At 69.2% G+C, this 26,024-nt stretch carries 17 protein-coding genes and 5 tRNA genes; 5 read left to right on the top strand and 17 right to left on the bottom strand.

The annotated features are described in order from the left end of the window. The first annotated feature begins 44 nt into the window (after positions 1-44). Positions 45-2,690, top strand: coding sequence for an Ig-like domain-containing protein (locus JI746_RS12665; protein WP_201689895.1), 2,646 nt, complete (start codon positions 45-47; stop codon positions 2,688-2,690). 104 nt (positions 2,691-2,794) lie between these two features. On the opposite strand, the gene JI746_RS12660 is transcribed toward JI746_RS12665, so the two are convergent. From JI746_RS12660 to JI746_RS12600, 13 genes are all read right to left on the bottom strand, one after another. Beyond that, a complete protein-coding gene (locus JI746_RS12660; RefSeq protein ID WP_201689894.1) occupies positions 2,795-4,096 on the bottom strand; it encodes an MFS transporter in 1,302 nt (433 codons plus the stop codon). Between the two features lie 139 nt (positions 4,097-4,235). Beyond that, positions 4,236-4,862 (bottom strand): DUF6806 family protein, encoded by a 627-nt coding sequence (locus tag JI746_RS12655; protein ID WP_201689893.1) that lies wholly within the window; start codon positions 4,860-4,862, stop codon positions 4,236-4,238. 74 nt (positions 4,863-4,936) lie between these two features. Continuing rightward, positions 4,937-5,026 (bottom strand) — tRNA-Leu (locus JI746_RS12650). Positions 5,027-5,081: 55 nt separating this feature from the next. Further along, positions 5,082-5,157 (bottom strand) — tRNA-Gly (locus tag JI746_RS12645). A gap of 11 nt (positions 5,158-5,168) precedes the next feature. Further along, positions 5,169-5,242 (bottom strand) — tRNA-Cys (locus tag JI746_RS12640). Positions 5,243-5,300: 58 nt separating this feature from the next. Then, positions 5,301-5,376, bottom strand: a tRNA-Gly gene (locus JI746_RS12635). A 178-nt stretch (positions 5,377-5,554) separates the two neighbouring features. Then, positions 5,555-7,969: an endopeptidase La gene (lon, locus tag JI746_RS12630; protein WP_201690021.1), complete on the bottom strand. Its 2,415-nt coding sequence runs from the start codon at positions 7,967-7,969 to the stop codon at positions 5,555-5,557. Positions 7,970-8,200: 231 nt separating this feature from the next. Continuing rightward, positions 8,201-9,466, bottom strand: a complete 1,266-nt coding sequence (gene clpX / locus JI746_RS12625) for an ATP-dependent Clp protease ATP-binding subunit ClpX (RefSeq protein ID WP_201689892.1) — start codon at positions 9,464-9,466, stop codon at positions 8,201-8,203. A 173-nt stretch (positions 9,467-9,639) separates the two neighbouring features. Next, on the bottom strand, positions 9,640-10,248 hold the full coding sequence (clpP, locus tag JI746_RS12620; RefSeq protein WP_201677582.1) for an ATP-dependent Clp endopeptidase proteolytic subunit ClpP: 609 nt from the start codon (positions 10,246-10,248) through the stop codon (positions 9,640-9,642). A 272-nt stretch (positions 10,249-10,520) separates the two neighbouring features. Next, positions 10,521-11,879 carry a trigger factor gene (gene tig / locus JI746_RS12615; protein ID WP_201689891.1) on the bottom strand — a complete coding sequence of 453 codons (1,359 nt, stop codon included), beginning with the start codon at positions 11,877-11,879 and terminating at the stop codon, positions 10,521-10,523. Between the two features lie 26 nt (positions 11,880-11,905). Further along, positions 11,906-11,992: transfer RNA gene (locus JI746_RS12610), tRNA-Leu, on the bottom strand. 168 nt (positions 11,993-12,160) lie between these two features. Further along, positions 12,161-15,325: an efflux RND transporter permease subunit gene (locus JI746_RS12605; protein ID WP_201689890.1), complete on the bottom strand. Its 3,165-nt coding sequence runs from the start codon at positions 15,323-15,325 to the stop codon at positions 12,161-12,163. Positions 15,326-15,332: 7 nt separating this feature from the next. Further along, the gene (locus JI746_RS12600; protein ID WP_201689889.1) at positions 15,333-16,502 is read right to left on the bottom strand and encodes an efflux RND transporter periplasmic adaptor subunit; all 1,170 of its coding nucleotides are present in this window, start codon (positions 16,500-16,502) and stop codon (positions 15,333-15,335) included. A 96-nt stretch (positions 16,503-16,598) separates the two neighbouring features. Between JI746_RS12600 and hpnC the strand changes: the two genes are divergently transcribed. From hpnC to hpnE, 3 genes are read left to right on the top strand one after another with little or no spacing between them, the layout of a single operon-like run. Then, the gene (gene hpnC / locus JI746_RS12595) at positions 16,599-17,456 is read left to right on the top strand and encodes a squalene synthase HpnC (RefSeq protein WP_201689888.1); all 858 of its coding nucleotides are present in this window, start codon (positions 16,599-16,601) and stop codon (positions 17,454-17,456) included. A 26-nt stretch (positions 17,457-17,482) separates the two neighbouring features. After that, positions 17,483-18,325, top strand: coding sequence for a presqualene diphosphate synthase HpnD (gene hpnD / locus JI746_RS12590; RefSeq protein ID WP_201689887.1), 843 nt, complete (start codon positions 17,483-17,485; stop codon positions 18,323-18,325). Beyond that, positions 18,322-19,590, top strand: coding sequence for a hydroxysqualene dehydroxylase HpnE (gene hpnE / locus JI746_RS12585; protein WP_201689886.1), 1,269 nt, complete (start codon positions 18,322-18,324; stop codon positions 19,588-19,590). The genes hpnD and hpnE overlap by 4 nt, the downstream gene beginning before the upstream one ends. A gap of 101 nt (positions 19,591-19,691) precedes the next feature. Here the strand turns inward: hpnE and JI746_RS12580 are convergent, their stop codons facing one another. Then, entirely contained in the window at positions 19,692-20,384 is a 693-nt protein-coding gene (locus tag JI746_RS12580; RefSeq protein WP_201689885.1) for an HAD family hydrolase, read from the bottom strand. A gap of 17 nt (positions 20,385-20,401) precedes the next feature. Here JI746_RS12580 and hemH point away from each other — a divergent pair, with 17 nt between their 5' ends. Continuing rightward, a complete protein-coding gene (hemH, locus tag JI746_RS12575) occupies positions 20,402-21,505 on the top strand; it encodes a ferrochelatase (protein WP_201689883.1) in 1,104 nt (367 codons plus the stop codon). Between the two features lie 159 nt (positions 21,506-21,664). Here hemH and JI746_RS12570 read toward each other — a convergent pair whose 3' ends face one another. The 3 genes from JI746_RS12570 to JI746_RS12560 are packed head-to-tail and all read right to left on the bottom strand — an operon-like array spanning position 21,665 to position 26,023. Beyond that, entirely contained in the window at positions 21,665-22,555 is an 891-nt protein-coding gene (locus JI746_RS12570; protein WP_201689881.1) for an alpha/beta fold hydrolase, read from the bottom strand. Between the two features lie 35 nt (positions 22,556-22,590). Further along, positions 22,591-24,882: a 3-hydroxybutyrate oligomer hydrolase family protein gene (locus JI746_RS12565; protein WP_201689879.1), complete on the bottom strand. Its 2,292-nt coding sequence runs from the start codon at positions 24,880-24,882 to the stop codon at positions 22,591-22,593. Further along, complete coding sequence (locus JI746_RS12560; protein ID WP_201689878.1) at positions 24,869-26,023, bottom strand: branched-chain amino acid ABC transporter permease; 1,155 nt, start codon at positions 26,021-26,023, stop codon at positions 24,869-24,871. The genes JI746_RS12565 and JI746_RS12560 overlap by 14 nt, the downstream gene beginning before the upstream one ends. Position 26,024 lies beyond the last annotated feature (1 nt).

Raw genomic sequence — 26,024 nt, 5'->3', positions numbered from 1 at the left:
GGCCGCGCCGGATCGAATATCCGCATCAGAGGAGAGAGGGACTCATGGTTTCCAGCAAGCGCAGCCTCGTGGCCGCGGCGGTACTGCTCGCACTCGCCGCCGCTCCCGCCCATGCCGTTCTCGAACGCGTGGGCCCCATCAACAAGGCGCCCACCGTGGGCGGCTTCCCCGCGTGGTTCCAGGACAAGACGGGCATCACGCTCGAGTTCTGCGACTACCTGACCACCATCGAGCGCGATGGCGGCTGGTGCACGGCACTCGAAGGCCCGGTGCCGGAGCAGTTCCCGATCGACTTCGGCCCCGAGCACTTCTACTTCGCCGCCGACAACGTCCTGCAGGACCCGGCGCTCAACTTCAAGGCGCGCCTGGTCCTGTCGATCGAAGCCGGCTTCTCCAACGAGATCCTGCCCATCGACGGCGACCAGATGACCTTCGGCCGCCTGCGCGTGGTGATCCCGAACCTGCCCTTCGACGGCGACTACCGCGTCATCACGCCGTATTCGGACATGACCTTCCGCGACCAGAAGGTCGGCGGCAAGATCGCCTATACCAGCGACGTCGGCCTGGCCTGCGTCGCGACCTTCGAGTGCACGCTGAAGGCGGCCGTGGGCCCCTTCCTGCTGCCTTCCGCCGTGCCTGGCGGCAGCGAAGTGCCGCCCATGCCCGACCTGAGGTCCGCCCCTCCCGGCACCGACCCCTACTATGACGCCCTGGTCGCGCGCGGCGGCGTCTCCATCGACCCGCAGACCGGCAAGAAGTACATCGCCGACCCGGCCCGCATCGGCGCGGTCACCGGCAGCCCGCTGCCGGACTTCACGGCCTACGAGGTCAACGGCACGAGCGGCCCGCGCAACCACAACACCTTCCGCATCGAGGTGCGCACGCCGGGCGACGGCCTGGTCATCTACACCGTCGAGGGCCAGAGCAACTTCATCCTCGCCGGGCGCCTGATGACCGGCACCCTGCCCGGCAAGGTGACGCCGACGCGCGCGGCGTACAAGGCCGACGGCGTGGGCAACATCACCGATCTCGACGTGTTCGCCACCGCCTCCGCCACCACGCAGGCGCGCCTTCCGGCGCAGCCGCAGCAGCCGCCCGTGGTCCCGGTGCTGTCCTACTTCGGCGAGCCCTGCGTCGGCTCGCTCGGCGTCAATCCCGACACCGGCATGACCGTCATCAATTCGCCGCCGTACGCCGCGCCCGCCGGCACGCCGACGCCGATGGCGCAGAACGGCACGATCTTCTGGGGCCAGAGCCAGCCGACCGGCGTGCCGCCTTCGCACGTCTGCATCATGGACTCCGCCGCGCGCGATGCGCAGGGCCAGACCATCCCGGCGTACTACGTGCAGAAGGTCACCGACACCGTGACCGTCAGCGCCGCCAGCTACGACGGCCCGAACGGTGGCAAGCTGAACGTGAACGCGACGTCGAGCGATCCGACGGCGGTCCTCACCCTGCTGGCCTATGGCCCGAACAACCCGGAAACGCCCGGCGTCGCGACGGCGTCGGCACCCGGCACCGGCCTCGACCTGGCCGGCAACATGGCGACGGTGACCGGCCTGATGGCCGTGCCGGGCAACGTGCAGGTGCTGTCGTCCAAGGGCGGCATCGGCACCCGTGATACGGACACCGCGCGCGGCATGGCCACGGGCGGCGGCACCGGCGGCTCCGGCGGTGGTTCGGGTGGCGGCGAGATCGTGATCGGCGTGCCGGTGGCCGTCAACGAGACGGGCACCATCTTCGAGGACTGCTCGCCCACGACGGCGTCGATGTGCATGTCCGGCCAAGACCTGGCCGTCGACCTGATCGGCAACGACACCGTGGTGGTGAACGGTTCCGTCATGACCCTGCGCAACTTCGTCCGCCAGGGGCTCGGAACGGTCATCGTGGAGGCGCAGGCTCCGCGCCTGGGCCTGGCCAACATGACGGCCGACGGCATCGTCTCGTACATGCCGAACCCGAACGCCAGCGGCACGGACTCGATCCCGTACACCGTCAGCATCAACGGCAAGGTCTCCAACCAGGGCATGCTGACCATCAACATCACGCCGGTGAACGACGTGCCGTTCGCATCGAACACGACCAGCTCCGGCGTGCTGGGCCGCGCGAACACGATGAACCTGATCGCGAACTCCACCGATCCGGACGGCGCCGCCGACCTCAAGGATGCCGTGATCCTAAGCTGGCCCACCCAGCTCGGTGCGCGGCCGACGCCGGTCAACGGCGTGATCAGCTTCACCCCCACCACCGCGGGCACGTACAACATCGTGTACCAGGTCAAGGATGCGGCCGGCGCGCTGTCGCCCAACACGGCGAGCGGCAGCGTCAGCGTGCTGACGGCGGAGACGATCACCTTCACGAAGTCGCAGTTCACCCCGGGCCAGTTGCGCTGGGTGGTGAGCGGCACCGACACGGCGCGGCAGCAGCAGACGCTCACCATCGTCTACGGCAACGGCAAGACGCGCAGCGGCGTCACCTGCGACGGCACCGCCAACAAGGCGGAGTGCGTGATCGGCACCACCCTCGTGGATGGAGCGGGCGGCTGGCTGTTCGACCGGATCGTCCCGGCAGCCACCCCGCAGGACCCGACCAGCGGCACGGTGTGGCGGACGGCGCCCACGCGCGTGATCGTGTTCTCCAGCCAGCCCGTGCTGGGTGGTTCGCAGAGCGCGACCATCCTGCTGAAGTGATACGCCTGTAGGCGTCCAGTGCCATGACGCCGTCATGGCAGCGCTGCCCGAAAGGGCTGCGATGCGGGGGAGCACCGGCCGGGAGGCCGGTGCTCTTTCCCTTTTCAGGAGCGGTCGATGGCGGCGGCGCGGCCGCGCGCGACATCCACCCTGGCCAGCAGCACCAGTCCGACCACGAACATGCCCGCCGTCGACAGGATCGCCAGCCGCTGGTTGCCGCGCGTGGCCCAGGTGATCGCGCCGTAGCCGAGGGGCCCGACGATGCTGGCAAGGCGGATCGCGAAAGTCCACAGGCCGTAGAACTCGGCGACCTGCCGCGGCGGCGCGAACATGCCCGCCAGCGCCCGGCCGGCCGACTGGCTGGAACCCATGCACAAGCCGGCGATCGTGGCGGCCCACCAGAACTGGCCCTTGGTCTGCGACAGCGCCGCGATGACGCAGGTGAGCACCCAGCCCACCAGCGTGCTGGCCAGCGCGATCTTGTGGCCGATGCGGTCCTGCAGGTAGCCCCACGCGAAGGCACCGCCGGCCGCCGCGAGGTTCAGCACGAAGATCAGCACCATCGTTTCCTGCTGGGCGAAGCCGATCACGCTTTCCGCATAGATCGCCGCCAGCGTGACCGCCACTGCCACGCCACCCTGGTAGAACACGGCACAGGCCAGCAGCCACATGAAGTCGCCGTAGCGGCGCGCCTGCCCGAAGGTGCGCCGCAACTGGCGCAGCGAAGCGGCGAAGCCCCCGTCGTGCAGCGCCTCGGGCCGCGGTTGCGCCCGTTCGGTGAGCAGGCGGAAGGTGGCGATCGAGGCCAGGCCGTAGATCGCCGCGGTGATCAGCATGGTGACCGGCACGAACTGCGCTGCCGGGATGCCGCGCCCCTGCGCCCACAGCACGTAGGCCAGGCAGATGCCCAGGGCCAGCATGCCGCCGAAGTAGCCGAAGCCCCAGCCCCAGCCGCTCACCTTGCCGAGCGAAGCGGGGCGCGCGAGCTCCGGCAGGAAGGCGGCCGTGAGCGATTCGCCGTAGCTGTAGAAGACGTTGGAGACGATGATCAGGAGCATGGCCATGCCCACTGCGCCCGGCCGGGCGAGGGCCAGCGCCGCGGTGCTCACCACGCAGCCGAGCGTGACGACGGCCAGGATGCGCTTCTTGGCCGCCCGCAGGTCGGCATAGGCGCCGAGGCTGGGCATCGTGAGCATCACGATGAAGTAGGAGATGCTGAGCGCCAGCGTCCAGGCGAAGGTGGCCCATTCCGCCTTCTGCGCGATGCCACCGACGAAGTAGGCGGCGAAGACGGCCGTGATGACGACGGTGGTGTAGCCGGAGTTGGCGAAGTCGTACATCGCCCAGCCGAACACCTCGCGCTTGCGCACGCCGGGGTTCAGGGCGTCCTGGGAGAACAATGACACGCTCGCTGCGCTCCGCTGATGACTGCGGCGCTTCGCGCCTGCAATGATGAATGACGGGATCAGCCGGTCATTCTGTCATCGAGGCGCCAGCGAGGTCATGCTCCGCGCGAAGCGCGGGGCGTCGTTCGTCATCGGACGATCAATGCAGGTGCCGCGGCCGGCGGCCACCGCCATGGCCCGAAGGCCCGCCCCCGCTGCCGCGCGGCGGCTTGCCGAGTTCCAGCGAGCTCACCAGCGCATCGAAGCGCTTCGAGAACAGCTTGTCGATCTCGCCGACCACGCCATCGAGCTCCGGCGGCTCGAAGTGGCGCTCCATCAGGTTCACCACGTCCTGCACCAGCAGGTCGCGCTGCACCTGCATGATCGCGGCCGGCGTCGGGCCCACGAACAGCATGAGGAAGTCGTCGCGCGACTCGTCTTCCGGGTCGGCCTCTTCCTCGTCGAACTCGGCGTCGTAGAAGGTCACCTCGAGGGCGGCGCCCTCCTCGGCGAGCTCGTTGAGGCTCATGCACATCTCGTCGAGCTGCTGGCGGAAGTCGAGGTCGCCGGCGACCGTCCAGCACATGGTGAGCAGGCGTTCCTGGGCGTCGAACTTGATGCCCGGCTCTTCTTCATAGGCGCTTTCGGCGCCGTCGGCCAGCGACTTGGCGCCGGCATAGGTCCACAGGGGTTTCAGCGCCTCCTGCAACTGGGCGTACGTCACGCCCGTGCGCAGCGGCACGTCGCCGTGCACGTGGATTTCGAAGGGGGCATCGTATTGGGACATGGTGCTCTCCGGCCCTATTGTGGACCTTCCCGGCCGAGGTTTAGTTCTGCGGTCGCGGACCGGCCGGCCGCGTCTGGTGCCTCGAGCCGGAATCGAACCGGCACGCCTTGTTCAAGGGCGGCGGATTTTAAGTCCGCTGTGTCTACCGATTTCACCATCGAGGCACATGGGGCCACTGTACAGAAGCAAAAAGGGAAGCCCGTAGGCTTCCCTTGAATATGGAGCGGGAGACGAGGCTCGAACTCGCGACCTCAACCTTGGCAAGGTTGCGCTCTACCAACTGAGCTACTCCCGCATCGACTTTCTTGGAGGCGCGTACCGGAGTCGAACCGATCTAAACGGATTTGCAATCCGCTGCATAACCGCTTTGCTAACGCGCCCCATGTCACGAGGACATCAGATGCAAAGGGACGCCGGCTGGCGTCCCTTTGACGGATCTGGAGCGGGAAACGAGGCTCGAACTCGCGACCTCAACCTTGGCAAGGTTGCGCTCTACCAACTGAGCTATTCCCGCGTCGAAGCCGAAATTATAGCGGAGATTTTCGGGGGCTCTGACGGCAGGCTGAAAAGAGCGGTGGGCGCAACGCTGGGGTTGCGCTTCGCTCCACCGCCAGCCTACATGAGCGCGCGAAGCGCAGGGCGTAGGCTGGCGGTGAGCGCGCGAAAGCGCCGAACCCCAGCGCTCCCGCACCTCAGTGCTTCACCGCCACCGGCGTCGTCTTCTCCGCCACCGGCGCGGCGGCCTGCACTTCTTCCTCGGTCAGCGGCGTGGGCTGGCGCTCCAGCGCGATCTCCAGCACCTTGTCGATCCACTTCACCGGCACGATCTCGAGATCGTTCTTCACGTTCTCGGGGATGTCCTGCAGGTCCTTCGCGTTCTCCTCCGGGATCAGCACCGTCTTGATGCCGCCACGCAGGGCCGCCAGCAGCTTTTCCTTCAGGCCGCCGATGGCGGTGACCTCGCCGCGCAGCGTGATCTCGCCGGTCATCGCGACGTCCGCCCGCACCGGGATGCCGGTGAGCGCGGACACCAGCGCCGTCGTCATCGCCGCACCGGCGGACGGACCGTCCTTCGGCGTGGCGCCATCGGGCACGTGGATGTGGACGTCCTTCTTCTCGAACACTTCGTCCTTGATGCCCAGGGCACGGGAGCGGCTGCGCACCACGGTGCGGGCGGCCTCCACCGATTCCTTCATCACGTCGCCCAGCGAGCCGGTGCGCAGGACCTGGCCCTTGCCTGGCATCAGCGCCGCCTCGATCGTCAGCAGGTCGCCGCCCACTTCCGTCCACGCGAGGCCGACCACCTGGCCGACCTGGTTCTGCGCCTCGGCGCGTCCGTAGGTGTGCTTGCGCACGCCCAGGAAGTCGTTGAGGTTGTCCGCCGTGACGACCACCTTGGGGGTCATCTTCTTCAGCTGCAGGCCCTTGACGACCTTGCGGCAGATCTTGGACAGCTCGCGTTCGAGCGAACGCACGCCCGCTTCCCGCGTGTAGTAGCGCACGATGTCGCGCACCGCGTCCTCGCGGACCTCGAGCTCGTCGGGCTTCACGCCGTTGTTCTTCATCTGCTTGGGCAGCAGATAGCGCATGGCGATGTTGGTCTTCTCGTCCTCGGTGTAGCCCGAGAGGCGGATGACTTCCATCCGGTCCAGCAGCGCCGGGGGGATGTTCATCGAGTTCGAGGTCGCCACGAACATCACGTCCGACAGGTCGAAGTCGACCTCGACGTAGTGGTCGCTGAAGGTGTGGTTCTGCTCGGGGTCGAGCACTTCCAGCAGGGCCGACGCCGGGTCGCCGCGGAAGTCCTGCCCCAGCTTGTCGATCTCGTCGAGCAGGAACAGCGGGTTGCGCGTGCCGACCTTGGACAGCGACTGCAGCACCTTGCCCGGCATGGCGCCGATGTAGGTGCGGCGGTGGCCGCGGATCTCCGCCTCGTCGCGCATGCCGCCCAGGGCCTGGCGCACGTACTTGCGGCCGGTCGCCTTGGCGATCGACTGCCCCAGCGAGGTCTTGCCGACGCCCGGAGGGCCGACCAGGCACAGGATGGGCGCCTTGACCTTGTCGACGCGCTGCTGCACCGCGAGGTATTCGAGGATGCGGTCCTTGACCTTCTCGAGGCCCCAGTGGTCCTCGTTGAGCACGTGCTCGGCGTACGCGAGGTCGTGCTTGATCTTGGTCCGCTTGGCCCAGGGCAGCGCCGTCAGCACGTCGATGTAGTTGCGCACGACGGTCGCCTCGGCCGACATCGGCGACATCAGCTTCAGCTTCTTGAGCTCCGCGTCGGCCTTCTTCTTGGCCTCCTTGGGCATCTTGGCGGCCTTGATCTTCTTCTCGATCTCCTCGATGTCGGCACCTTCCTCGCCTTCACCGAGTTCCTTCTGGATGGCCTTGACCTGCTCGTTCAGGTAGAAGTCGCGCTGGTTCTTCTCCATCTGCCGCTTCACGCGGCCGCGGATGCGCTTGTCGACGTTGAGGATCTCGACCTCGCGCTCGATCTGCTCGAACAGGTTCTCGAGGCGTTCCTTGACATCGGCCAGGTCGAGCACGACCTGCTTGTTGTCCAGTTTCAGCGGCAGATGGGCCGCGATCGTGTCGGCCAGCCGGCCCGGATCGTCGATCGAGGCGATCGACGTCAGGATCTCCGGCGGGATCTTCTTGTTCAACTTCACGTACTGGTCGAACTGCTGCAGCACCGCACGGCGCAGCGCTTCGATCTCGGCTGACTTGGCATCGGTGTCGCCGGACTCGACGGGGATCACGGTCGCCGTGAAGTGGGCGTTGCCGTCCGTGATCTTGGCGACGCGGGCGCGCTGCTGGCCCTCGACCAGCACCTTCACGGTGCCGTCAGGCAGCTTGAGCATCTGCAGGATGGTCGAGACGCAGCCGACTTCGAACATGTCGGAGACGGAGGGCTCGTCCTTGGCGGCGGCCTTCTGCGCCACCAGCATGATGCGGCGCTCGGCTTCCATCGCGGCTTCCAGCGCCTTGATGCTCTTGGGCCGGCCGACGAACAGCGGGATGACCATGTGGGGGAACACCACCACGTCCCGCAGGGGCAGGAGGGGCAGGTCCATCGGGTCAGAAGGCAGAGGGGTATGTCCTGACATGGTGATCCTCAATAGTGACCAGCCATAGATGGCCGGCATGGGGACATTTTCAACCCGGCAGCGCCGCCATGGGGGCCGCAGGGTCGCATCGTAGGCAAAAAAACAATGACGGAATGACCTCGCTGCGCTTCCACGACGAAATGGCGTGGAACGCGCAGGGTCATTCCGTCATGCCGGCGCCGCCGGCGTCATGCGGTGCGCAGCGAGCGTCATGCGCAGCAACGCTGCGCGTCAGGCCTTCTTGGCCGCCTCGCGGTACACCAGCAGCGGAGGCTTGTTTTCCTCGATGGTGCTCTCGTCGACCACCACTTTCTCGACGTTGCTGATGTTCGGCAGTTCGAACATCGTGTCGATCAGCGACTGCTCGAGGATGGAGCGCAGGCCACGGGCGCCGGTCTTGCGGTTCAGCGCCTTGCGGGCGATCGCCTTGAGCGCGTTGGGCCGCACTTCGAGCTCGACGCCCTCCATGGACAGCAGCTTGGCGTACTGCTTGACCATCGCGTTCTTCGGCTCGGTCAGGATCTGCACCAGCGTGTCCTCGCTCAGCTCGGACAGGGTGGCGACCACCGGCAGGCGGCCCACCAGTTCGGGGATGAGGCCGAACTTGATCAGGTCTTCCGGCTCGACCTCACGGAACATGTCCGACAGGCTGCGTTCCTTCTTGCTGCGCACCTTGGCGGAAAAGCCCATGCCGGAGGCTTCCGTGCGCTGCTCGATCACCTTCTCCAGGCCGGCAAAGGCGCCGCCGCAGATGAACAGGATGTTCGTCGTGTCGATCTGCAGGAAGTCCTGGTTGGGGTGCTTGCGCCCGCCCTGCGGCGGCACGCTGGCCATCGTGCCTTCGATCAGCTTGAGCAGCGCCTGCTGCACGCCCTCGCCCGAGACATCGCGGGTGATCGAGGGGTTGTCGGACTTGCGCGAGATCTTGTCGATCTCGTCGATGTACACGATGCCGCGCTGCGCCCGCTCGACTTCGTAGTTGCAGTTCTGCAGCAGCTTCTGGATGATGTTCTCGACGTCTTCGCCGACGTAGCCGGCTTCCGTCAGCGTGGTGGCGTCGGCCATTACGAAAGGCACGTCCAGCATGCGGGCGAGCGTCTGCGCCAGCAGCGTCTTGCCCGAGCCGGTGGGGCCGATCAGGAGGATGTTGCTCTTGGTGAGCTCGACTTCGTCCTTCTTGGCCTTGTCCTTGTGGCGCAGGCGCTTGTAGTGGTTGTAGACCGCCACCGAGAGCGCGCGCTTGGCGGGCTCCTGGCCGATCACGTAGTTGTCGAGGTTGGCCTTGATCTCCGCGGGCGTGGGCAGGTCGCCGCGCGCCTCGCGCTGTTCGTCACCCGCCGGCAGTTCGTCGCGGATGATCTCGTTGCACAGGTCGATGCACTCGTCGCAGATGAAGACCGAGGGGCCCGCGATCAGTTTCTTGACCTCGTGCTGGCTCTTCCCGCAGAACGAGCAGTAAAGCGTTTTCTCGCTGGAGGAGCCTTTTCGGTCGGCCATGAGGTTTCAGTCCGGTAACAGTTGACGAGATGATAGCGAGAAAGGGACCAGGGGCCAGGGATCCTGGGCCTGGGGTGTTGTAAGACCCCAGCTCACCGGCTCTCCGGTGTTTCCCTGATCCCTGGCCCCTGGGCCGTGGCCGGCCGCCCTTGCGGGCGCCGGCCGTCCGGAGCCTACGGCCGCTTGGCGATCACCTGGTCGACCAGGCCGTAGTTCTTCGCCTCGTCCGCTTCGAGGAAATAGTCACGGTCGGTGTCGCGCTCGATCTTCTCCAGCGGCTGGCCGGTGCGCTCGGCCAGGATCTTGTTCAGGGTGGCCTTGGTCTTGAGGATGTCGCGGGCGTGGATCTCGATGTCCGTCGCCTGGCCCTGCATGCCGCCCAGCGGCTGGTGGATCATGATCTTCGAATTGGGCAGCGCGAAGCGCTTGCCCTTCTCGCCGGCCGCCAGCAGGAAGGCGCCCATGGAGGCGGCCATGCCGGTGCACAGGGTCGACACCGCCGGCTTGATGAAGTTCATCGTGTCGTAGATCGCCATGCCGGCACTCACGCTGCCGCCGGGCGAGTTGATGTACAGCGAGATGTCCTTGTCCGGGTTCTCGGATTCCAGGAACAGCAGCTGGGCGACCACGAGGTTGGCAGTCTGGTCGTTGACCGGCCCCACCAGGAACACCACGCGCTCGCGCAGCAGGCGCGAATAGATGTCGTACGACCGCTCGCCGCGGCCGGACTGCTCGATGACCATGGGGATCAGGCCCAGGCCCTGGGTGTCAAGTGCGCTCATGGGGGAAATTGGCTCCGTTGGTTGGCTGTACTTTAGCCTGAATGGAGTTGGGGCCTGGCAGGCCTTTGACAAGCCCCCGAGGCCCCATCCGGTGCCCCTCGACATTCCCGCCGCGCCCCCCGTCATTCCCGCGGAGGCGGGAACCGAGGGCTCCCGGCTGTTTCGCGCTGCGCGCGCTCTGGGCCCCCGCCTGCGCGGGGGTGACGAAAACGCGCGGGGGCGACGGAAAACGCGAAAACGCGCCCGAGAGAGAAAACGCGCGCGCGCGCCCCTTACGCCGCTTCCTGCACCTGCGGCGCTTCCGGCGCTTCCATCGCCGGCGTCTGCTGGCCCATCAGCTCGTCGAAGTCGACCTTCTTCTCGTTGACCCTGGCCTTCGAGAGGATGAAATCCGTGACGTTGTTCTCGATCACGATCGCCTCGACTTCCGCCAGCCGGCGGTTGTCGCCGTAGTACCAGCGCACCACATCCGCCGGGCGCTCGTAGCTGGCCGACAGCTCCTCGATGTGCTGCTTGATCTGCTCCGGCTTGGCTTCCAGGCCGTTGGCGCGCACCAGTTCGGCCACCACCAGGCCCAGGCGCACGCGGCGCTCGGCCTGCGGGCGCACGATGTCCTCGGGGATCGGCAGCTTGTCCGCGTCCTTCAGGCCGCGCTGCTTGAGTTCGTTGCGCTGCGACTCGATCAGGCGGTCGATCTCGTTCTTGACGATCGAATTCGGCAGGTCCAGCTCGGAGCGGGCGATCAGCGCGTCCATCGCGGCCTGCTTGTTGCGGGCCAGCAGGCGGAACTTCACCTCGCGCTCGAGGTTGCGGCGGATGTCGGCGCGCAGCGCCTCCACGGTGCCCTCGGCGATGCCCAGCGTCTTGGCGAAGGCTTCGTCGACTTCCGGCAGGTTGGCCGCTTCGATCTTCTTGACCGTGACCATGAAGTCGGCCGTCTTGCCCGCCACGTCCTTGCCGTGATAGTCCGCCGGGAAGGCGAGCGGGAAGGTCTTGCTCTCGCCGGCCTTCATGCCGCGCACGGCATCGTCGAACTCCTTGAGCATCTGGCCTTCGCCGACCATGAACTGGAAGGCCTCGGCCTTGCCGCCCTCGAACGGCTCGCCGTCGATCTTGCCTTCGAAGTCCACGGTCACGCGGTCACCGGCCTCGGCGCCGGAATCCTGCGGGCGCAGCGCGAAGGTGCGGCGCTGCTTGCGCAGGATGTCCAGGGTGCGGTCGATGGCCGCGTCGGTCACGTCGGAGCTGATGCGCTCGATGTCCGCGTCGGCCAGGTCGCCGATCTTGACTTCGGGGTAGACCTCGAACACGGCGTCGAAGGCCAGTTCGCCCTCGGGCGCGCCTTCCTTCTCGGTGATCTTCGGCTGGCCGGCCACGCGCAGCTTGGCCTCGTTGGCGGCGGCGGCGAAGGCCTCGCCCACCTTGTCGTTCATGACCTCGTAGTGCACCGAGTAGCCATAACGCTGCGCCACCACGGACAGCGGCACCTTGCCGGGCCGGAAGCCGTCCATCTTCACGGTGCGCGCCAGCTTCTTCAGGCGCTGGTCGACTTCCGACTGGATCGCGTTGACGGGCAGCGTCAGCGTCATCTTGCGTTCCAGCTTGTCCAGGGTTTCTACGGTCACGGCCATGATGTGTCTCGGTTGGAAAAAACGCGTGGTGCGCGGGGTCGGACTCGAACCGACACGCCCGTGAAGGCGTCAGGACCTAAACCTGGTGCGTCTACCAATTTCGCCACCCGCGCAGGATCACTGAAAGGAAAGCGGACGGCCAGGAAACACCCGACCGCCCGCTCGAATCCGGTCAACAGGAGATTTTATGACAAATGACTGCCCGGCTCTCGCCGGGCATGACCGGCGGGGCGATGCCCCAGCCGATGACAAAATGAAGTCTCGTCATCGGCGATCAGCGGTCATCGAGCGGCGACAGCCGCGAGGTCATCAGGCGCAGCCGTGTCATCGCGGCGCACGCGGAACCAGGCCGCGTACATCGCCGGCAGCGCCAGCAGCGTCAGCAGCGTTGCCACGACCAGCCCGCCCATGATCGCCACCGCCATCGGGCCCCAGAACACCGAGCGCGAAAGCGGGATCATCGCCAGCACCGCGGCCGCGGCAGTCAGCACGATGGGCCGCAGGCGCCGCACCGCGGCTTCCACGATCGCGTCCCAGGCCGGCACGCCGCGCCGCCGGTCCTGCTCGATCTGGTCGATCAGGATCACGGAATTGCGCTGGATCATGCCCATGAGCGCGATCACGCCCAGCAGCGCCACGAAGCCGAACGGCCGGTTCGACAGCAGCAGGGCCGCCGCCACGCCGGCGATGCCCAGGGGGCCGGTCAGGAACACCAGCAGCGCGCGGCTGAAGCTCTGCAACTGGATCATCAGCAGCGTGAAGGTGAGGAACAGCATGACCGGCACGCCGGTGGCGATCGAGGAAGAGCCCTTGCCGCTTTCCTCCACCGCGCCGGCCACCTGGATCGCGTAGCCCTGCGGCCAGCCCGCCTCCAGCTTGCGCAGCTTCGGCAGCAGCTCGTTGGTGATCGTAGCGCCCTGCTGCCCCTCGATGACGTCGGACTGCACCGTGATGGCGTAATCCCGCCCTTCGCGCCACATCACCCCGGGCTCCCAGGCGAACACCGGCCTCGCGATCTGCGTCAGCGGGATCGACTTGCCCGAGGCGGTCGGCAGGTAGGCATTGGCTATGTCGCTGATCGCGTTGCGTTCCTCCTGCGGCTGGCGCAGCACGATGTCGATCAGCTTGTCGCCCTCGCGGAACTGGCCGATCGTGGTGCCGCTCAGGACGGTGTGGCTCGCCTGCGCGATCGACTGGCTGCTCACGCCCAGGGCGCGGGCCTTGGCCTGGTCCACGTCCAGCCGCATCACCTTGACGGCCTCGTTCCAGTTGTCGTTCACGCCACGTGTGTTGGGGCTCTCGCGCAGCACCGCCTTGACCTGGTCGGCGCGTTCGCGCAGCGCCAGCGGCTCGGGGCCGACCACGCGGAACTGCACGGGATAAGGCACCGGCGGCCCGTTCGGCAGCAGCTTCACGCGCGCCCGCACCTCCGGGAATTCCTGCGCCAGCAGCGCCGGCAGCCGCACCCGCAGCGACTCGCGCGTGGCCAGGTCCTTCGGCTGGATGATCAGCTGCGAGACGTTGCTTTGCGGGAAGACCTGGTCCAGCGGCAGGTAGAAGCGCGGCACGCCCGAGCCGACCCAGGTGGCCACGTCCACGACGTCGGGCATCGCCAGCAGCCGCTGCTCGAAGCGGCGCGCCACTTCCTCGCTCGCGGCGAAGGCCGTGCCCTCGGGCGACCACAGGTCGACCAGGATCTCCGGCCGGCTCGAATCGGGAAAGAACTGCTGCTGCACCTTGCCCATGCCGGCCACGCCCAGCGCGAAGGTGAGCAGCGTGGCGCCCAGCGTCATCCAGCGGTGTTCCACGCACCAGTCCACCGTGGCGCGGAAGCGGCGGTAGAACGCCGTGTCGAAGTGCTCCTGGTGCTGCGCCGACACCGGCTTGGCCTTGAGCAGCAGCGTGCCGAGATAGGGCACGAAGTACACCGACACGAGCCAGCTCAGGACCAGCGCGATCACCGTCACGGCGAAGATCGCGAAGGTGTACTCGCCGACGGTGGACTTCGCCATGCCGATCGGCAGGAAGCCGGTGGCGGTGATCAGCGTGCCGGTGAGCATCGGCATCGCCGTCACCTCGTAGGCGAAGGTGGCGGCGCGGACCTTGTCGTAGCCCTCCTCGATCTTGCGCACCATCATCTCCACCGCGATGATCGCGTCGTCCACCAGCAGCCCCAGCGCGATGATCAGCGAGCCGAGCGAGATCTTGTGCAGCCCGATGCCCCAGTAGTGCATCGCCAGGAAGGTCACCGCCATCACCAGCGGGATCGTGATCGCCACCACCAGGCCGGGCCGCATGTCGACATACCAGCGTTTCCACAGCGGCAGCCCGCTGCCGGGGCGGCGGTGCAGGCCGAGGCTGATGAAGCTCACCCCGAGCACGATCACCACCGCCTCCACCAGCGTGCGCACGAACTCGTTGACCGAGGTCGACACCGCCTTCGGCTGGTCCTGCACCTGCACCAGGCGGATGCCCGCCGGCAGCTGGTCGTCGATCCGGCCCACGGCCGTGTGCAAGGAGTGGCCCAGGCGGATGATGTCGCCGCCGCGGGCCATGGAGACGCCCAGCGCGATCACCTCCTTGCCGCCGTGGCGCACCTTCACCTGCGGCGGGTCGACGTAGCCCCGCTTCACTTCGGCGATGTCCGCCAGGGCCAGCTGGTTGCCCGAGGCGCCGCGGATCGGCATCGCACCGAGCTGCGCCACGCCCTGGAACTGGCCGCCCACGCGCACCTGCACCACGTCCTGCGGCGTCTGCACGGCGCCGGCCGACTCCACTGCGTTCTGCTGCCCCAGCTGCGCCAGCACCTGGTTGAAGTCCAGGCCCAGCTGCGCGAGGCGCTTCTGCGAGATCTCGACGTAGACCTTCTCGTCCTGCACGCCGAACAGTTCGACCTTGGCCACGTCGGGCACGCGCAGCAGCTGCTGGCGGGCGTCGTCGGCGAAGGCCTTCACTTCGGCGTAGCTGTAGCCGCTGTCCGCCTCCAGGGCGTAGATCACGCCGAAGACGTCGCCGAATTCGTCGTTGAAGAAGGGGCCGACCACGCCCGCCGGCAGCGTGCCGCGCATGTCGCCGATCTTCTTGCGCGCCGCATACCAGACCTGCGGCACGTCGCCGGGCGGCGACGAGTCCTTGATCTGCAGGATGACGAGCGCCTCGCCGGGCTTGGAGTAGCTGCGGATGATGTCGGCGTACGGCACCTCCTGCAGCGTACGCTCGAGCTTGTCGGTGACCTGCTCGGCGACCTGCTGCGCGGTGGCGCCGGGCCAGAACACGCGCAGCACCATGGCACGGAAGGTGAAGGGCGGATCCTCGTCCTGTCCGAGCTGGAAGTACGCGGCAAAGCCCAGCACCATCAGCACGATCATCAGGTAGCGCGTGAGCGCCGGGCGCTGCAGGGCCCAGCGCGAGAGGTTGAAGCGCTCGCCGGTCGGTGTCTCGCTCATGCAGGCCTCAACGGGTGGCGGAGGTCAGCGTCGGCGCCGCAGCGGGCGCGTCGACGGCGGGATGCCCAATCCGGGTGGCCGCGCCCTTGTCGCGCCAGATGGTGACCTTCTGCCCCGGCGCCAGGACGTGCACGCCGGCGGAGACGACCAGCATGCCCGGCGCGAGCCCGGAGGCGATCACCGCCTCGTTGCCGTCGGCGCTCGCAACCTGCACGGCCTGCGACTTCACGGTCATGGTCGGCTGATCGAGGACCCAGACCGCGCTACCCTGGCCTTCCTGGCGCAGGGCGCTGGTCGGGATGCGGATCACCGAGACGCCGTCGCGGTCCGGCGACTGCGGCAGCACGGCCACGGTGGCGCCCAGGGGCGGCTGCTGCGCGCCTTCGAGCAGGACCTTGACGGCGTACGTGCGCGTCACCGGATCGGCGCTGGCGGCGACTTCCCGCACGCGGCCCTGCAGCGTCTCGCTACCCGCCCACACGCGCACCACCACGGCGGTCCCGGCACGGACGGCGGCGAGCTTGTCCTCCGGCACCGCGAAGACCACGTCGCGCGGGCCGTCCACCGCGATGCGGACCACGGGCGTGCCGGCGGCGACCACCTGGCCGGGCTCGGCTTCGACGGCCGTGACGACGCCGGACACGTCCGCCACCAGGGTGGTGTAGCGCGCCTGGTTGCCCTGCGCCGCGAGCTGCGCCTGGGCCTGTTCGAACTGCGCCTGCGCGGCCTTGAGCGCCGTCTCGCGCCGCTCCAGTTCGGCGCCGCTGATGAAGTTCTGCTCGCGCAGCGTGACGTAGCGCTTGTAGTCGGCCGCGGCCAGGTCGCGGTTGGTGGCGGCGGCGGCCACCTGGGCCCGCGCGGCGTCCGCGGCCAGGCGGTAATCCTGCGGATCGAGCTGCGCCAGCAGCGCGCCGGCGTTCACGTGCTGGCCGACTTCGGCCTGCCGCTGCACGATCTTGCCGGCCACGCGGAACCCCAGCCGCGCCTCCACGCGGGGCCGCACCTCGCCCGCGAACTCCTGCTGCAGCGTGAGGCCGGAGGCGCCGACCGTCATGACCTTGACCGAGCGCACCGGCTCGGGCGCCGCCGGCGGGGGCGAGCAGCCGGCCAGCGCCAGGGTGACGAGGACGGCCGTGGCCCAGCGGGCCGCTTGGGAGGAGGTGGAAAGTGGGGGCATGGGCGGAGGGGGCAGCGAGCGAAAGCGCGATATTACTGACTGACCGGTTAGTAATCTAGAAAAAAGGCTGAGGCACGTCAAGCGACAATCGGCCCCGTGACTCCAGCTTCCGACGGCCGGCTCCGCCCGGTCGAGCACTACGAAAACTTCCCCGTCGCCTCCTGGCTGTGCCCTCCCCGGCTACGCCGCCCCGTGGCCGCGATCTACTGGTTCGCTCGCACGGCTGACGACATCGCCGATGAGGGAGATGCCCCGGCAGCGCAACGCCTGGCCGACCTGGAAAGCTACCGCAGCGACCTGCAGGCCTGCCTTGGCGGCCGGTCCGACTCCGGGCGCTGGCCGGCCGTGTTCCCGGCCCTGCGGTCCGCGGTCGACGCGTTCGCCCTGCCCGCCCAGCCCCTCACGCGCCTGCTCGACGCCTTCGAACAGGACGTGCACAAGACGGCGGCCGGGGCCGGCTACGCCGACCGCAACGAACTGCTCGCGTACTGCAGCCGCTCCGCCGACCCGGTGGGCCGCCTGCTGCTGCACCTTTACGGCGTGGACGACGCCGCCGCGCTGGCGCAAAGCGACGCGATCTGCAGCGCGCTGCAACTGGTCAACTTCTGGCAGGACCTGGGCGTGGACGTACCGCGAGGGCGCTACTACCTGCCGGCGGAGGACTGCCGCCGCTTCGGCATCGACCCGGACGCGCCGCAGACCTGGGCCGCGCACCCGCGGGCGCCGGAGCTGGTCCAGGCGCTGTGCGCCTGGACGCGCGACCTGATGCTCGCCGGTGCGCCGCTGGTGCACCGCGTGCCGGGGCGCGCGGGCTGGGAGCTGCGCCTGGTGGTGCAAGGCGGCCTGCGCGTGCTGCGCCGCATCGAGCGCCTGCACTTCCGCACCTTCCAGCAACGGCCCAGGCTCGGGCCTTCCGATGGGCCGGCCATGCTGTGGCGCGCGGCGCGGATGTGAGAATCACGCCCCCAACCCCGATTGCCATGACGCCGGAACAGTACGTCCAGCAGAAGGCCGCCGCCTCCGGCAGCAGCTTCTATTACGCCTTCCTCTTCCTGCCGCCGCCGCGCCGCGCCGCGATCACGGCGTTCTACGCCTTCTGCCGCGAGGTCGACGACGTCGTCGACGAGGTGAGCGAGCCGGCCGTCGCGAGCGCCAAGCTCGCCTGGTGGCACACCGAGGTGGCGCGCGCCTTCGCCGGCGAACCTTCGCATCCCGTGATGCGGGCGCTCATGCCCAGCGTGCCGGCCTACGGGCTGCAGCAGGAGCAGCTGCAGGCGGTGATCCGCGGCTGCGAGATGGACCTGGAGCAGACCCGCTACCTCGATTTCCACGGCCTGCAGCGCTACTGCCACCTGGTGGCGGGCGTGGTGGGCGAGGTCTCGGCGCGCATCTTCGGCCAGTCGCGGCCGGAGACCACCGAGTACGCGCACAAGCTGGGGCTCGCCTTCCAGCTCACGAACATCATCCGCGACGTCGGCGAGGACGCGATGCGCGGGCGCATCTACCTGCCGGTCAACGAGCTGCAGCAGTTCGACGTCAAGGCGCACGAGATCCTGCAGCGCAAGTACTCCGACCGGTTCGCGGCCCTCATGCGCTTCCAGGCGCAGCGCGCCCACGCGCTCTACGACGAAGCGCTGGCGCTGCTGCCGGCGCAGGACCGGCGGGCGCAGAAACCGGGGCTGATGATGGCGAGCATCTACCGCACGCTGCTGCGCGAGATCGAAGGCGAGGACTTCCGCGTGCTGCACCAGCGCATCAGCCTCACGCCCCTGCGCAAGCTGTGGCTCGCGTGGAGGGTGCAGGCCCTGGGGCGGATGGCGTGAGGGTCGCCGTGGTCGGTGCCGGCTGGGCGGGGCTCGCCGCGGCCGTCGCCGCCACGCGGCGCGGGCACGCCGTGACCCTGTACGAGGCGGCCCGCACCCTGGGCGGCCGAGCGCGCTCGCTCGCCGTGCCCCTGCCCGGCGGCGGCACGGCCCTCCTGGACAACGGTCAGCACATCCTCGTGGGCGCCTACGTCGAAACCCTGGGGCTGATGGAGCAGGTGGGCGTGCTGCTGGAGGAAGTGCTGTGGCGCATGCCGCTGGTGCTGCGCCACCCGGACGGCACCGGCCTGGCGCTGCCGGCGTGGCCCGCCCCCTGGGACGCGGCCGCCGGGATCCTTTGCGCGCGCGGCTGGCGCTGGAGCGACAAGCTGTCCCTGCTGCGCGCCTCGCAGGCCTGGCAGCGGGCGCGCTTCGCCTGCGAGCCGTCGCTGACGGTGGCGCAGCTCACGGCGCAGGTCACGCCGCGCGTGCGCGAGGATCTGATCGAGCCGCTGTGCGTCGCCGCGCTCAACACGCCGGGCGAGCGGTCCAGCGCGCAGGTGTTCCTGCGCGTGATCGGCGACGCGCTGTTCGGCCGCGGCCATCGCGGCTGGGGCGGCTCCAACCTGCTGCTGCCGCGGCAGGACCTCGGGCGCGTGTTTCCCGACCGGGCCCAGGCATGGCTGCTCGCCCACGGCGCGCAGATGCGCATCGGCTGCCGGGTGGAAGCGCTGCGCCGGCGCGCAGGCGGGTGGCAGCTCGATGACGACGCGTTCGACGCCGTGGTGCTGGCCTGCCCGCCGACGGACGCCGCGCGCCTGGTCGCCGCGAGCGGCGTCGAGGCGGGCCCCTGGCTGGCAACGACGCAGGCCCTTGCCTTCGAGGCGATCGCGACGGTCTACGTCACCGGCGGGCCGCGCCTGCCACTGCCGCTGCTGGCCTTGCGCAGCGGCCCGGGTGCGCCGGCGCAGTTCGTGTTCGACCGCGCCCAGCTGGGCGGCCTGCAGGGCGTGCTCGCCTTCGTGGTGAGTGCGAGCACCACGGACAAGGACGCACTGGAACGCGAGGTGCTGGGGCAGGCGGCCGCGCTGGGCTGGCCCGTGCAGCCGCTCAAGACGGTGGTGGAAAAACGCGCGACCTTCGCCTGCACGCCAGGGCTGCAGCGGCCGCCGGCGGCGATCGCGCCGGCGTTGTGGGCTTGCGGGGATTACGTCGAGGGGCCGTATCCGGCGACGCTGGAGGGGGCGGTGCGGTCGGGGTTGGGGGTCGGGCAGCGGCTGGGGTGAAAAGCGCTGGGGTTCGCGCTGGCGCGGCTCACCGCCAGCCTACCTCGGCGCGGCTTTTCGTAGGCTGGTGGTGAGCCCCGAAGGGCGAACCCCAGCACTCCCTACACGAACAACTCCTGCAACTCCGACAGGTGCGCCAGCGTCACATGCGGCTCCTGCTCGTGCGGCCACGGCGCATCGCCGCGATTCAGCCAGGCCGCCTGCATCCCGGCATTGATCGCCCCCAGCGCATCGAGCGTGGCGTCGTCGCCGATGTGCAGCAGGCGCTCCGGCCACAGGTCCACCGCCCCCGCCGCGGCGTGGAAGATCCGCGGGTCCGGCTTGCCGACGCCGAACTCGCGCGCGCAGATGCAGGCGCGAAAGAACGGCGCCAGGCCGATGCGCTGCAGGTCCGCATTGCCGTTGGTCACGGCCACCAGCGGGTAGCGCGCCGCGAGGAACTGCAGCGCCGGCAGCGCATCGTCGAACAGGATCACGCGCTGGCGCTCGGCGAAGAACACCTCGAAGGCCGCGTCCGCGAGCAGCGGATCCTCGCCGGCGCGGAACAGGGCGAGCCGGATCGATTCGCGCCGCAGCGCGCTCATGTCGTGCTTCAGGTCGGGACGCGAGCGGCCCATCTCCTCGCGGATTTCGCGCAGCGCCGGCGGGCTGGAGAACAGCGCGGCGGTCATCGGCGCGTGGACGGTGAGCCAGTCGTGCAATGCCTTCTCGGCCCGCTCGATCGTGGGCCAGATCGGCCACAGCGTGTCGTCGAGGTCGATACTCACCGCGCTGATTTTCCCGGCGTCCAGCATGGCGGCGAGAATAACGCATGCCCGCGAAAGATCGTCCCGCGTCCCCGCCCGCCCACCAGCACGGGCAGGCCCCCTGCACCGCCGTCCTCCTGTGCAACCTCGGCACGCCGGATGCGCCCACGCCGGAGGCGGTGCGCCGCTACCTCGCCGAATTCCTGGCCGATCCGCGGGTGGTGGAGATCCCGCGCGCGGCCTGGCTGCCGATCCTGTACGGCGCGATCCTGCCGCTGCGCTCGCGCCAGTCGGCGCACAAGTACCAGGCCATCTGGACGCCCGAAGGTTCGCCGCTGAAGGTGTGGACGGAGCGGCAGGCGAAACGCCTGCAAGGCTGGCTGGGCGAACACGGGCACCGCGTGCGCGTCGCCTATGCCATGCGCTATGGCACTCCCGCGATCGGCAGGGAGCTCGACGCGCTCGCCGACGCCGGCGCCAGCCGCATCCTGGTGCTCACGGCCTATCCGCAGTATTCCGGCACCACGACGGCCAGCGTGATCGACGCGGTGGCGGACTGGACGCGCACGCGCCGCAGCATCCCCGAGCTGCGCTTCGTGAACCGCTACCACGACGACCGCGGCTACGTGCAGGCGCTGGCGCAGCGCATCCAGCGGCACTGGCGCGAGAACGGCCGGCCCGACCACCTGGTCATGAGCTTCCACGGCGTGCCCGAACGCACGCTACACCTCGGCGACCCCTACCACTGCGAATGCCGCAAGACGGCGCGCCTGCTGGCCGAGTGGCTGGAGCTCGCGCCGGAGCAGTACACCCTGAGCTTCCAGTCGCGCTTCGGCAAGGCCAAGTGGCTGGAGCCCTACACGCAGCCGACCGTCGAAGCGCTCGCGCGCAAGGGCGTGCAGCGCCTGGACGTGGTCTGCCCCGGCTTCGTGGCGGACTGCCTGGAGACGCTGGAGGAGATCGGCATGGAGGTGCGCGACGCGTTCCTCGCCAATGGCGGCAAGGAGTACCGCTACATCCCGTGCCTGAACGACGAGACCGAGTGGATCGCGGCTTTGGGGAACATCACCTTGCAGCACCTGGCGGGATGGGAGACGCAGGCGGCGCCGCAGGCGCAGGAGCTCGCGGCGCAGAAGGAGCGGGCGATGAAGCTGGGGGCGTCGGCGTAGGCTGGGGGGCTCCGTACCGCCGGGGAATCCCCGTACCGCTGGGGAATCCCCGTAGGCTGGGGTGACGCGCGAAGCGCCGGAACTCCGGCGCTCGCGCGCATCGCTGGGGTTTCGCTGCGCTCCACCGCCAGCCTACGAACGCAGGCCCCAGGAGCCAGCCTACGAAACCGCCGCTGTCGCCGCCAGCTCCACCTGGTCGATGAACCCCCTGACCACCGCCAGCTGCTCCGGCACGTTCAACGCCGGCGCATGCCCGCACCCCGGCACCTCCACCACGCGCGTGAGCCCCAGCGCGCCGGGGCCGCGCGTCATCATCTCCGCCGCAGCATCCGGCAGCACCACGTCCGATTCCATGCCGCGCAGCAACAGCACGGGAATGCGCAGCCGGTCGTAGTGCTCCCACAACTCGTAGTCGCGCGGGTGGTCCGTGAACTGGCGCACCATCGCCGGGTCGTAGTGCGGCGTCACGCGGCCATCGGGGAGGCGGCGCGTCGAGGTCTCGGCCAGGCGCCGCCACTGATCCTCACTGAGCCACCCGTACGGCTTGTAGACCTCGCGGAAGAAGCCCTCCAGTTCGGCCATCGAGGCGAACGCCGGCGGGTTGCCCGCATAGGCGCGGATGCGTTCGATGGCCGGCTGCGCCAGCCGGGGTGCGTTGTCATTGAGCACGAGGCTCTGGATGCGCCCGGCCAGCTGCGGCTGCAGCAGGCCGGCCGCGCACACCGTGCCGATGGCGCCGCCCATCGAAGTCCCCACCCAATGCGCCCGCTCGATGCCGAGCCGCTCGAACAAGTCCGCTGCCAGGCGCGCATAGAACGCCAGGCAGTACTCGTTGGCGGGGTCGGGGCTCCACTGGCTGTAGCCGCGTCCCACCGTGTCCGGGCAGATCACCCGGAACCGGTGGCACAGGGCCTGCGCCAGTTCGTCCATGTCGCGCCCGGTGCGCGCGAGGCCGTGCCACGCGATCACCGTGGGGGCGTGCCGGGCGCCCCACTCGGTGAAGTGGATCTCGCGCCCTGCGCAGGTGGCGTAGCTGGATGTGAATTGCATGCGGGTCCTCCTCCCGGGCGGCGGCGCGCGCCCCGCTATTGCGGCACGGCGAGCGTGCTGCCGGCGAAGCCGATGCGATCGCCGGCCGCCGGCTGGGCGCTGATCGGCGGGATGTTCGCAGCGGTGAGCGCCGGCGCGGGCGCGACCAGGCTGGGAACACCGCCGCGCGGCGTGGTCCGCACCACCTGGCTGGGCGGCAGCGCCGCGCCATTACGCAGGTGCGCGTACATCATGTCCATCGCCTGGTTGAAGTACACGTGCAGCGGCACGAAGCGGTTGTCGAAGCCGGCCAGCGGAATGAAGGTGTCGAAGTGCTGCGCATTCGTCACCTCCACGTAGCGCAGCCTGCTCTTGCGCCCTTCCTGCGCCTGGTTCAGCGCCGTGTAGGCGCGCGCATTGTTGTTCACCGGCACCAGCGCGTCGCTGCGGCCCGCCACGATCAGCGTCGGCGTGCCGCGCAGGTCGCCGTTCACCAGCACTTGCGCGATGCCCGCCTGCACGGCGCGGCTTTGCGCCAGCGTCGGCCGGCTGCTCGCGGTGAGGGGCGCGCCGGTGACGGGATCGGTGCCCGTGACGAGTGCCCGCTGGCACAGCGCGGTGTCCAGACCGAAGTCGAGCGCGCCGGTCGATTCCGAGCGCGCGAACTGCCAGGCCTTGGGGCCGCCCGGCGACCTGTCGTACACCGGCGTCGCCGGAGTGCCGTTGGCCGTGCCGTTGGCGGTGGCGAAGCTCTGGGCCACGCCCGCGGGCGAGGCCGCGATCGGATCACCGGTGGCATTCACTGCGGCGAAACTGGTGTCGCACACCTTGTCCAGCACCGAGAAGCGCCCATAGGCGACGGGATACATCGCCGCCAGGATGGGGCCGTTGCCCAGCCCCCAGTGCGCGTTGTGCATCTGGTCGTTGTCCGCCGTCCAGCCGTAGGCGTGCAGCTTCGCCAGCGCGTCCGCCGCCTGCTCCTGCGGGGTCGCGCCGCTGACCAGCCCCTTGGCCGCGAGGCTGGTGCAGCGCTCCTGCGCGCGGCCGTTCATGCCGGTGAGGGACATGAAGTTGAAGAACGAAACCTCGGTCATCGCCGCAGCGGGCGCCAGGGTGGCGCAGGGCTGCAGCAGGTTGCCGTAGGTGACGTAGTCGGCCAGCGTCTTGAAGCCGCTCACCGGCACGCCGCCGAAGGTGGCGCCGAAGCCTCGGGCACCGTCGATTTCCGTGACGGGCTCGGAGGCCACCACGCCGTCGATGATCCCGCTGTGATCCAGTTCGGCGGCGCGCAGCACCGCGGCGCCGCCGTTGGAGGCGGAACCGGCGATCACCAGCGTGTTGGACTTGTCGAAGCGCAGCGACTTGCCGTGCTGCGCGAAGTGGTCCTCCAGCGCGATGAAGGCGTACTGCGCGGCGGCCAGCGTGTCGCTGCCCCAGTCCTTCTCAGGGTTCTGCTGCGAGTGCACGTGCTTGAGGGCGAAGCGGTTCGGCAGCACCGCGTTGAAGGCGGCCAGCGCCGCGTCGCCGACATCGGCCGCGAACTGCGCCAGCGACCCCGCCGCCGCGCGCGTCGCGCGCGTGCCGTCGACCTTGTTGACGGTGTCGTTCTGCAGGTCGTGCAGGCCCACGCCCTTGCCCGCATCGGTGAGCGCCACCGCGCATCCATTCTTCAGGCCCCACTCGCCCGCCGTGCCGATCGCTCCATAGACGCCGCGCGACCCCGAGGAAGGACCGAGCACGAGGCATGGGGCCCTGGTATCGAAGCTGTCAGGGATCTGCACCGCCATCACGACGCGCTTGCGGCCGCTGCCGTCATCGAGCGAGGCCAGGTATTCCACGCCGGGAATGAGGCCTTCCTCGGCGGTGACGGTGCCATCGGCCCGAAGGTTCGGGCCATAGAAGCGGCCGTAGCCGCCGGCGACCGACGGGTCCAGGATGCCCCGGTAGTTCGAATACAGCGCGTTGCGGCGCAGTTCGGCCGCGGTGGGGTTCGCCGGGTCGGCGTAGGCCGGCGGCAGCGCGGCGCCCAGCCCTGTCTTGCCGATCCCGCCGGTCAACAGGTCCTGCTCCGCGGCCGTCGCGCCGCTGCCGACGCTGGTGGCCCGGTACGCCGTGACGCTGTGCACCGTGACCTGCAGCGGCTTGCCCTGCCCCGGGAGCTCCACGAAGAGCGGCGACTTGCCACGCGAGGAGGCGCTCAGGAGCGAAGCCGCGCCGCCGTCGTCGGCAGCAGGCGAGCCGCCGCCGCAGCCGGCCAGGACGGCTGCCGCGACGGCGCACAGCGGGGCGAGGCGGCGCGCGCGGGCGCGGGCGCGGGCGCGGGCGCGGGCAGGATCAGTTGTTCTCAACGTAGTCTCCTTGCAGGCTCTTGGTGGGGTCGGATGCGGCCGGGCCGGCCGCGGCGGGAGGAGGCGTGCGCAGGGGCCCGGCGGCGCGCAGCGCGCGCAACCGCCCCACCACGCCGGTGGGGAAGTAGTAGACGGAGAGCACGAACAGCAGGCCCAGCCACAGCAGCCAGCGGTCCGGCGACAGCAGCGCGGCCAGCCAGGGCAGGTCGGCGACGGCGCCGCTGGCCAGCCGCAGCAGGTCCTGCAGGTAGCTTTGCGCCACGAGGAACAGGCCCGCGCCGATCGCCGCGCCGTAGATCGTTCCCATGCCGCCGATCACCACGATCAGCAGCACGTCGAGCATGATCTCGAAGGAGAGCGTCGTGTCCGGCCCGTTGTAGCGCAGCCAGATCGCCAGCATGGCGCCCGCAAGCGTGGCGAACAGCGCCGAGAGGATGCTGGAGAGGGTGCGGTACACCACCACGCGGTAGCCGATCGCCTCGGCGCGGAACTCGTTCTCGCGGATCGCCTGCAGCACGCGGCCGAAGGGCGAATTCACGATGCGCAGCAAGGCCAGGAACAGCAGCACGCAGGTGGCGAACAGCAGGTAGTAGCAGACGATGCGGCCGTCGAGCGTCAGCCCCAGCACGGGCGTTTCCGACAGCGTGAAGCCGGGCGACAGCACCTCCGGCATGCGGAAGGTCAAGCCGTCCTCGCCGCCGGTGAAGTCCGACAGCTGCGAGGCGAGCGTCTGGAAGGCCGCCGCGAAGGCCAGCGTGATCATCGAGAAGAAGATCGCCCGCACCCGCAGCGAGAACAGGCCGATGGCCAGGGCCAGCGCGAAGGACAGCACCAGCGCCACGGCCGTCCCGAGCAGGATCGCGCTCCAGCCCGCGCCCATGCGGGTCGACGCGATCGCCACGCCATAGGCGCCGATGCCGAAGAACATCGTGTGGGCGAAGCTCACGATGCCGGTGTATCCGAGCAGCAGGTCGAAGCTGGCCACCAGCACGATGAACACGAGGATCTTGGCCGCGACGTTCAGCGCCTTGATGCCGGGGATCAGGAAGGGCTGGAACGCGAGCCCCAGGAACAGCAGGACCAGGATCGCGGCCAGCACGCGGCTGCGCGGGTAGTCGTTGGAGAGCAGGTGCCTGAGCATC

This window comes from Ramlibacter alkalitolerans, from assembly GCF_016722765.1.
Lineage (GTDB): Bacteria > Pseudomonadota > Gammaproteobacteria > Burkholderiales > Burkholderiaceae_C > Ramlibacter > Ramlibacter alkalitolerans.
Note: the sequence above shows the minus strand (reverse complement) of the source record. Positions and strands in the feature narration are given on the sequence as shown.

What these genes read in the sequence shown, in the direction of transcription:
- JI746_RS12580 (WP_201689885.1), bottom strand. Translation starts at nt 20,384, where the DNA reads ATGCTGGACGCCGGGAAAATCAGCGCGGTGAGTATCGACCTCGACGAC.
- JI746_RS12655 (WP_201689893.1), bottom strand. Translation starts at nt 4,862, where the DNA reads ATGTCCCAATACGATGCCCCCTTCGAAATCCACGTGCACGGCGACGTG.
- JI746_RS12605 (WP_201689890.1), bottom strand. Translation starts at nt 15,325, where the DNA reads ATGAGCGAGACACCGACCGGCGAGCGCTTCAACCTCTCGCGCTGGGCC.
- hpnD (WP_201689887.1), top strand. Translation starts at nt 17,483, where the DNA reads ATGACGCCGGAACAGTACGTCCAGCAGAAGGCCGCCGCCTCCGGCAGC.
- JI746_RS12560 (WP_201689878.1), bottom strand. Translation starts at nt 26,023, where the DNA reads ATGCTCAGGCACCTGCTCTCCAACGACTACCCGCGCAGCCGCGTGCTG.
- hemH (WP_201689883.1), top strand. Translation starts at nt 20,402, where the DNA reads ATGCCCGCGAAAGATCGTCCCGCGTCCCCGCCCGCCCACCAGCACGGG.
- JI746_RS12665 (WP_201689895.1), top strand. Translation starts at nt 45, where the DNA reads ATGGTTTCCAGCAAGCGCAGCCTCGTGGCCGCGGCGGTACTGCTCGCA.
- JI746_RS12600 (WP_201689889.1), bottom strand. Translation starts at nt 16,502, where the DNA reads ATGCCCCCACTTTCCACCTCCTCCCAAGCGGCCCGCTGGGCCACGGCC.
- tig (WP_201689891.1), bottom strand. Translation starts at nt 11,879, where the DNA reads ATGGCCGTGACCGTAGAAACCCTGGACAAGCTGGAACGCAAGATGACG.
- clpP (WP_201677582.1), bottom strand. Translation starts at nt 10,248, where the DNA reads ATGAGCGCACTTGACACCCAGGGCCTGGGCCTGATCCCCATGGTCATC.
- JI746_RS12570 (WP_201689881.1), bottom strand. Translation starts at nt 22,555, where the DNA reads ATGCAATTCACATCCAGCTACGCCACCTGCGCAGGGCGCGAGATCCAC.
- lon (WP_201690021.1), bottom strand. Translation starts at nt 7,969, where the DNA reads ATGTCAGGACATACCCCTCTGCCTTCTGACCCGATGGACCTGCCCCTC.
- clpX (WP_201689892.1), bottom strand. Translation starts at nt 9,466, where the DNA reads ATGGCCGACCGAAAAGGCTCCTCCAGCGAGAAAACGCTTTACTGCTCG.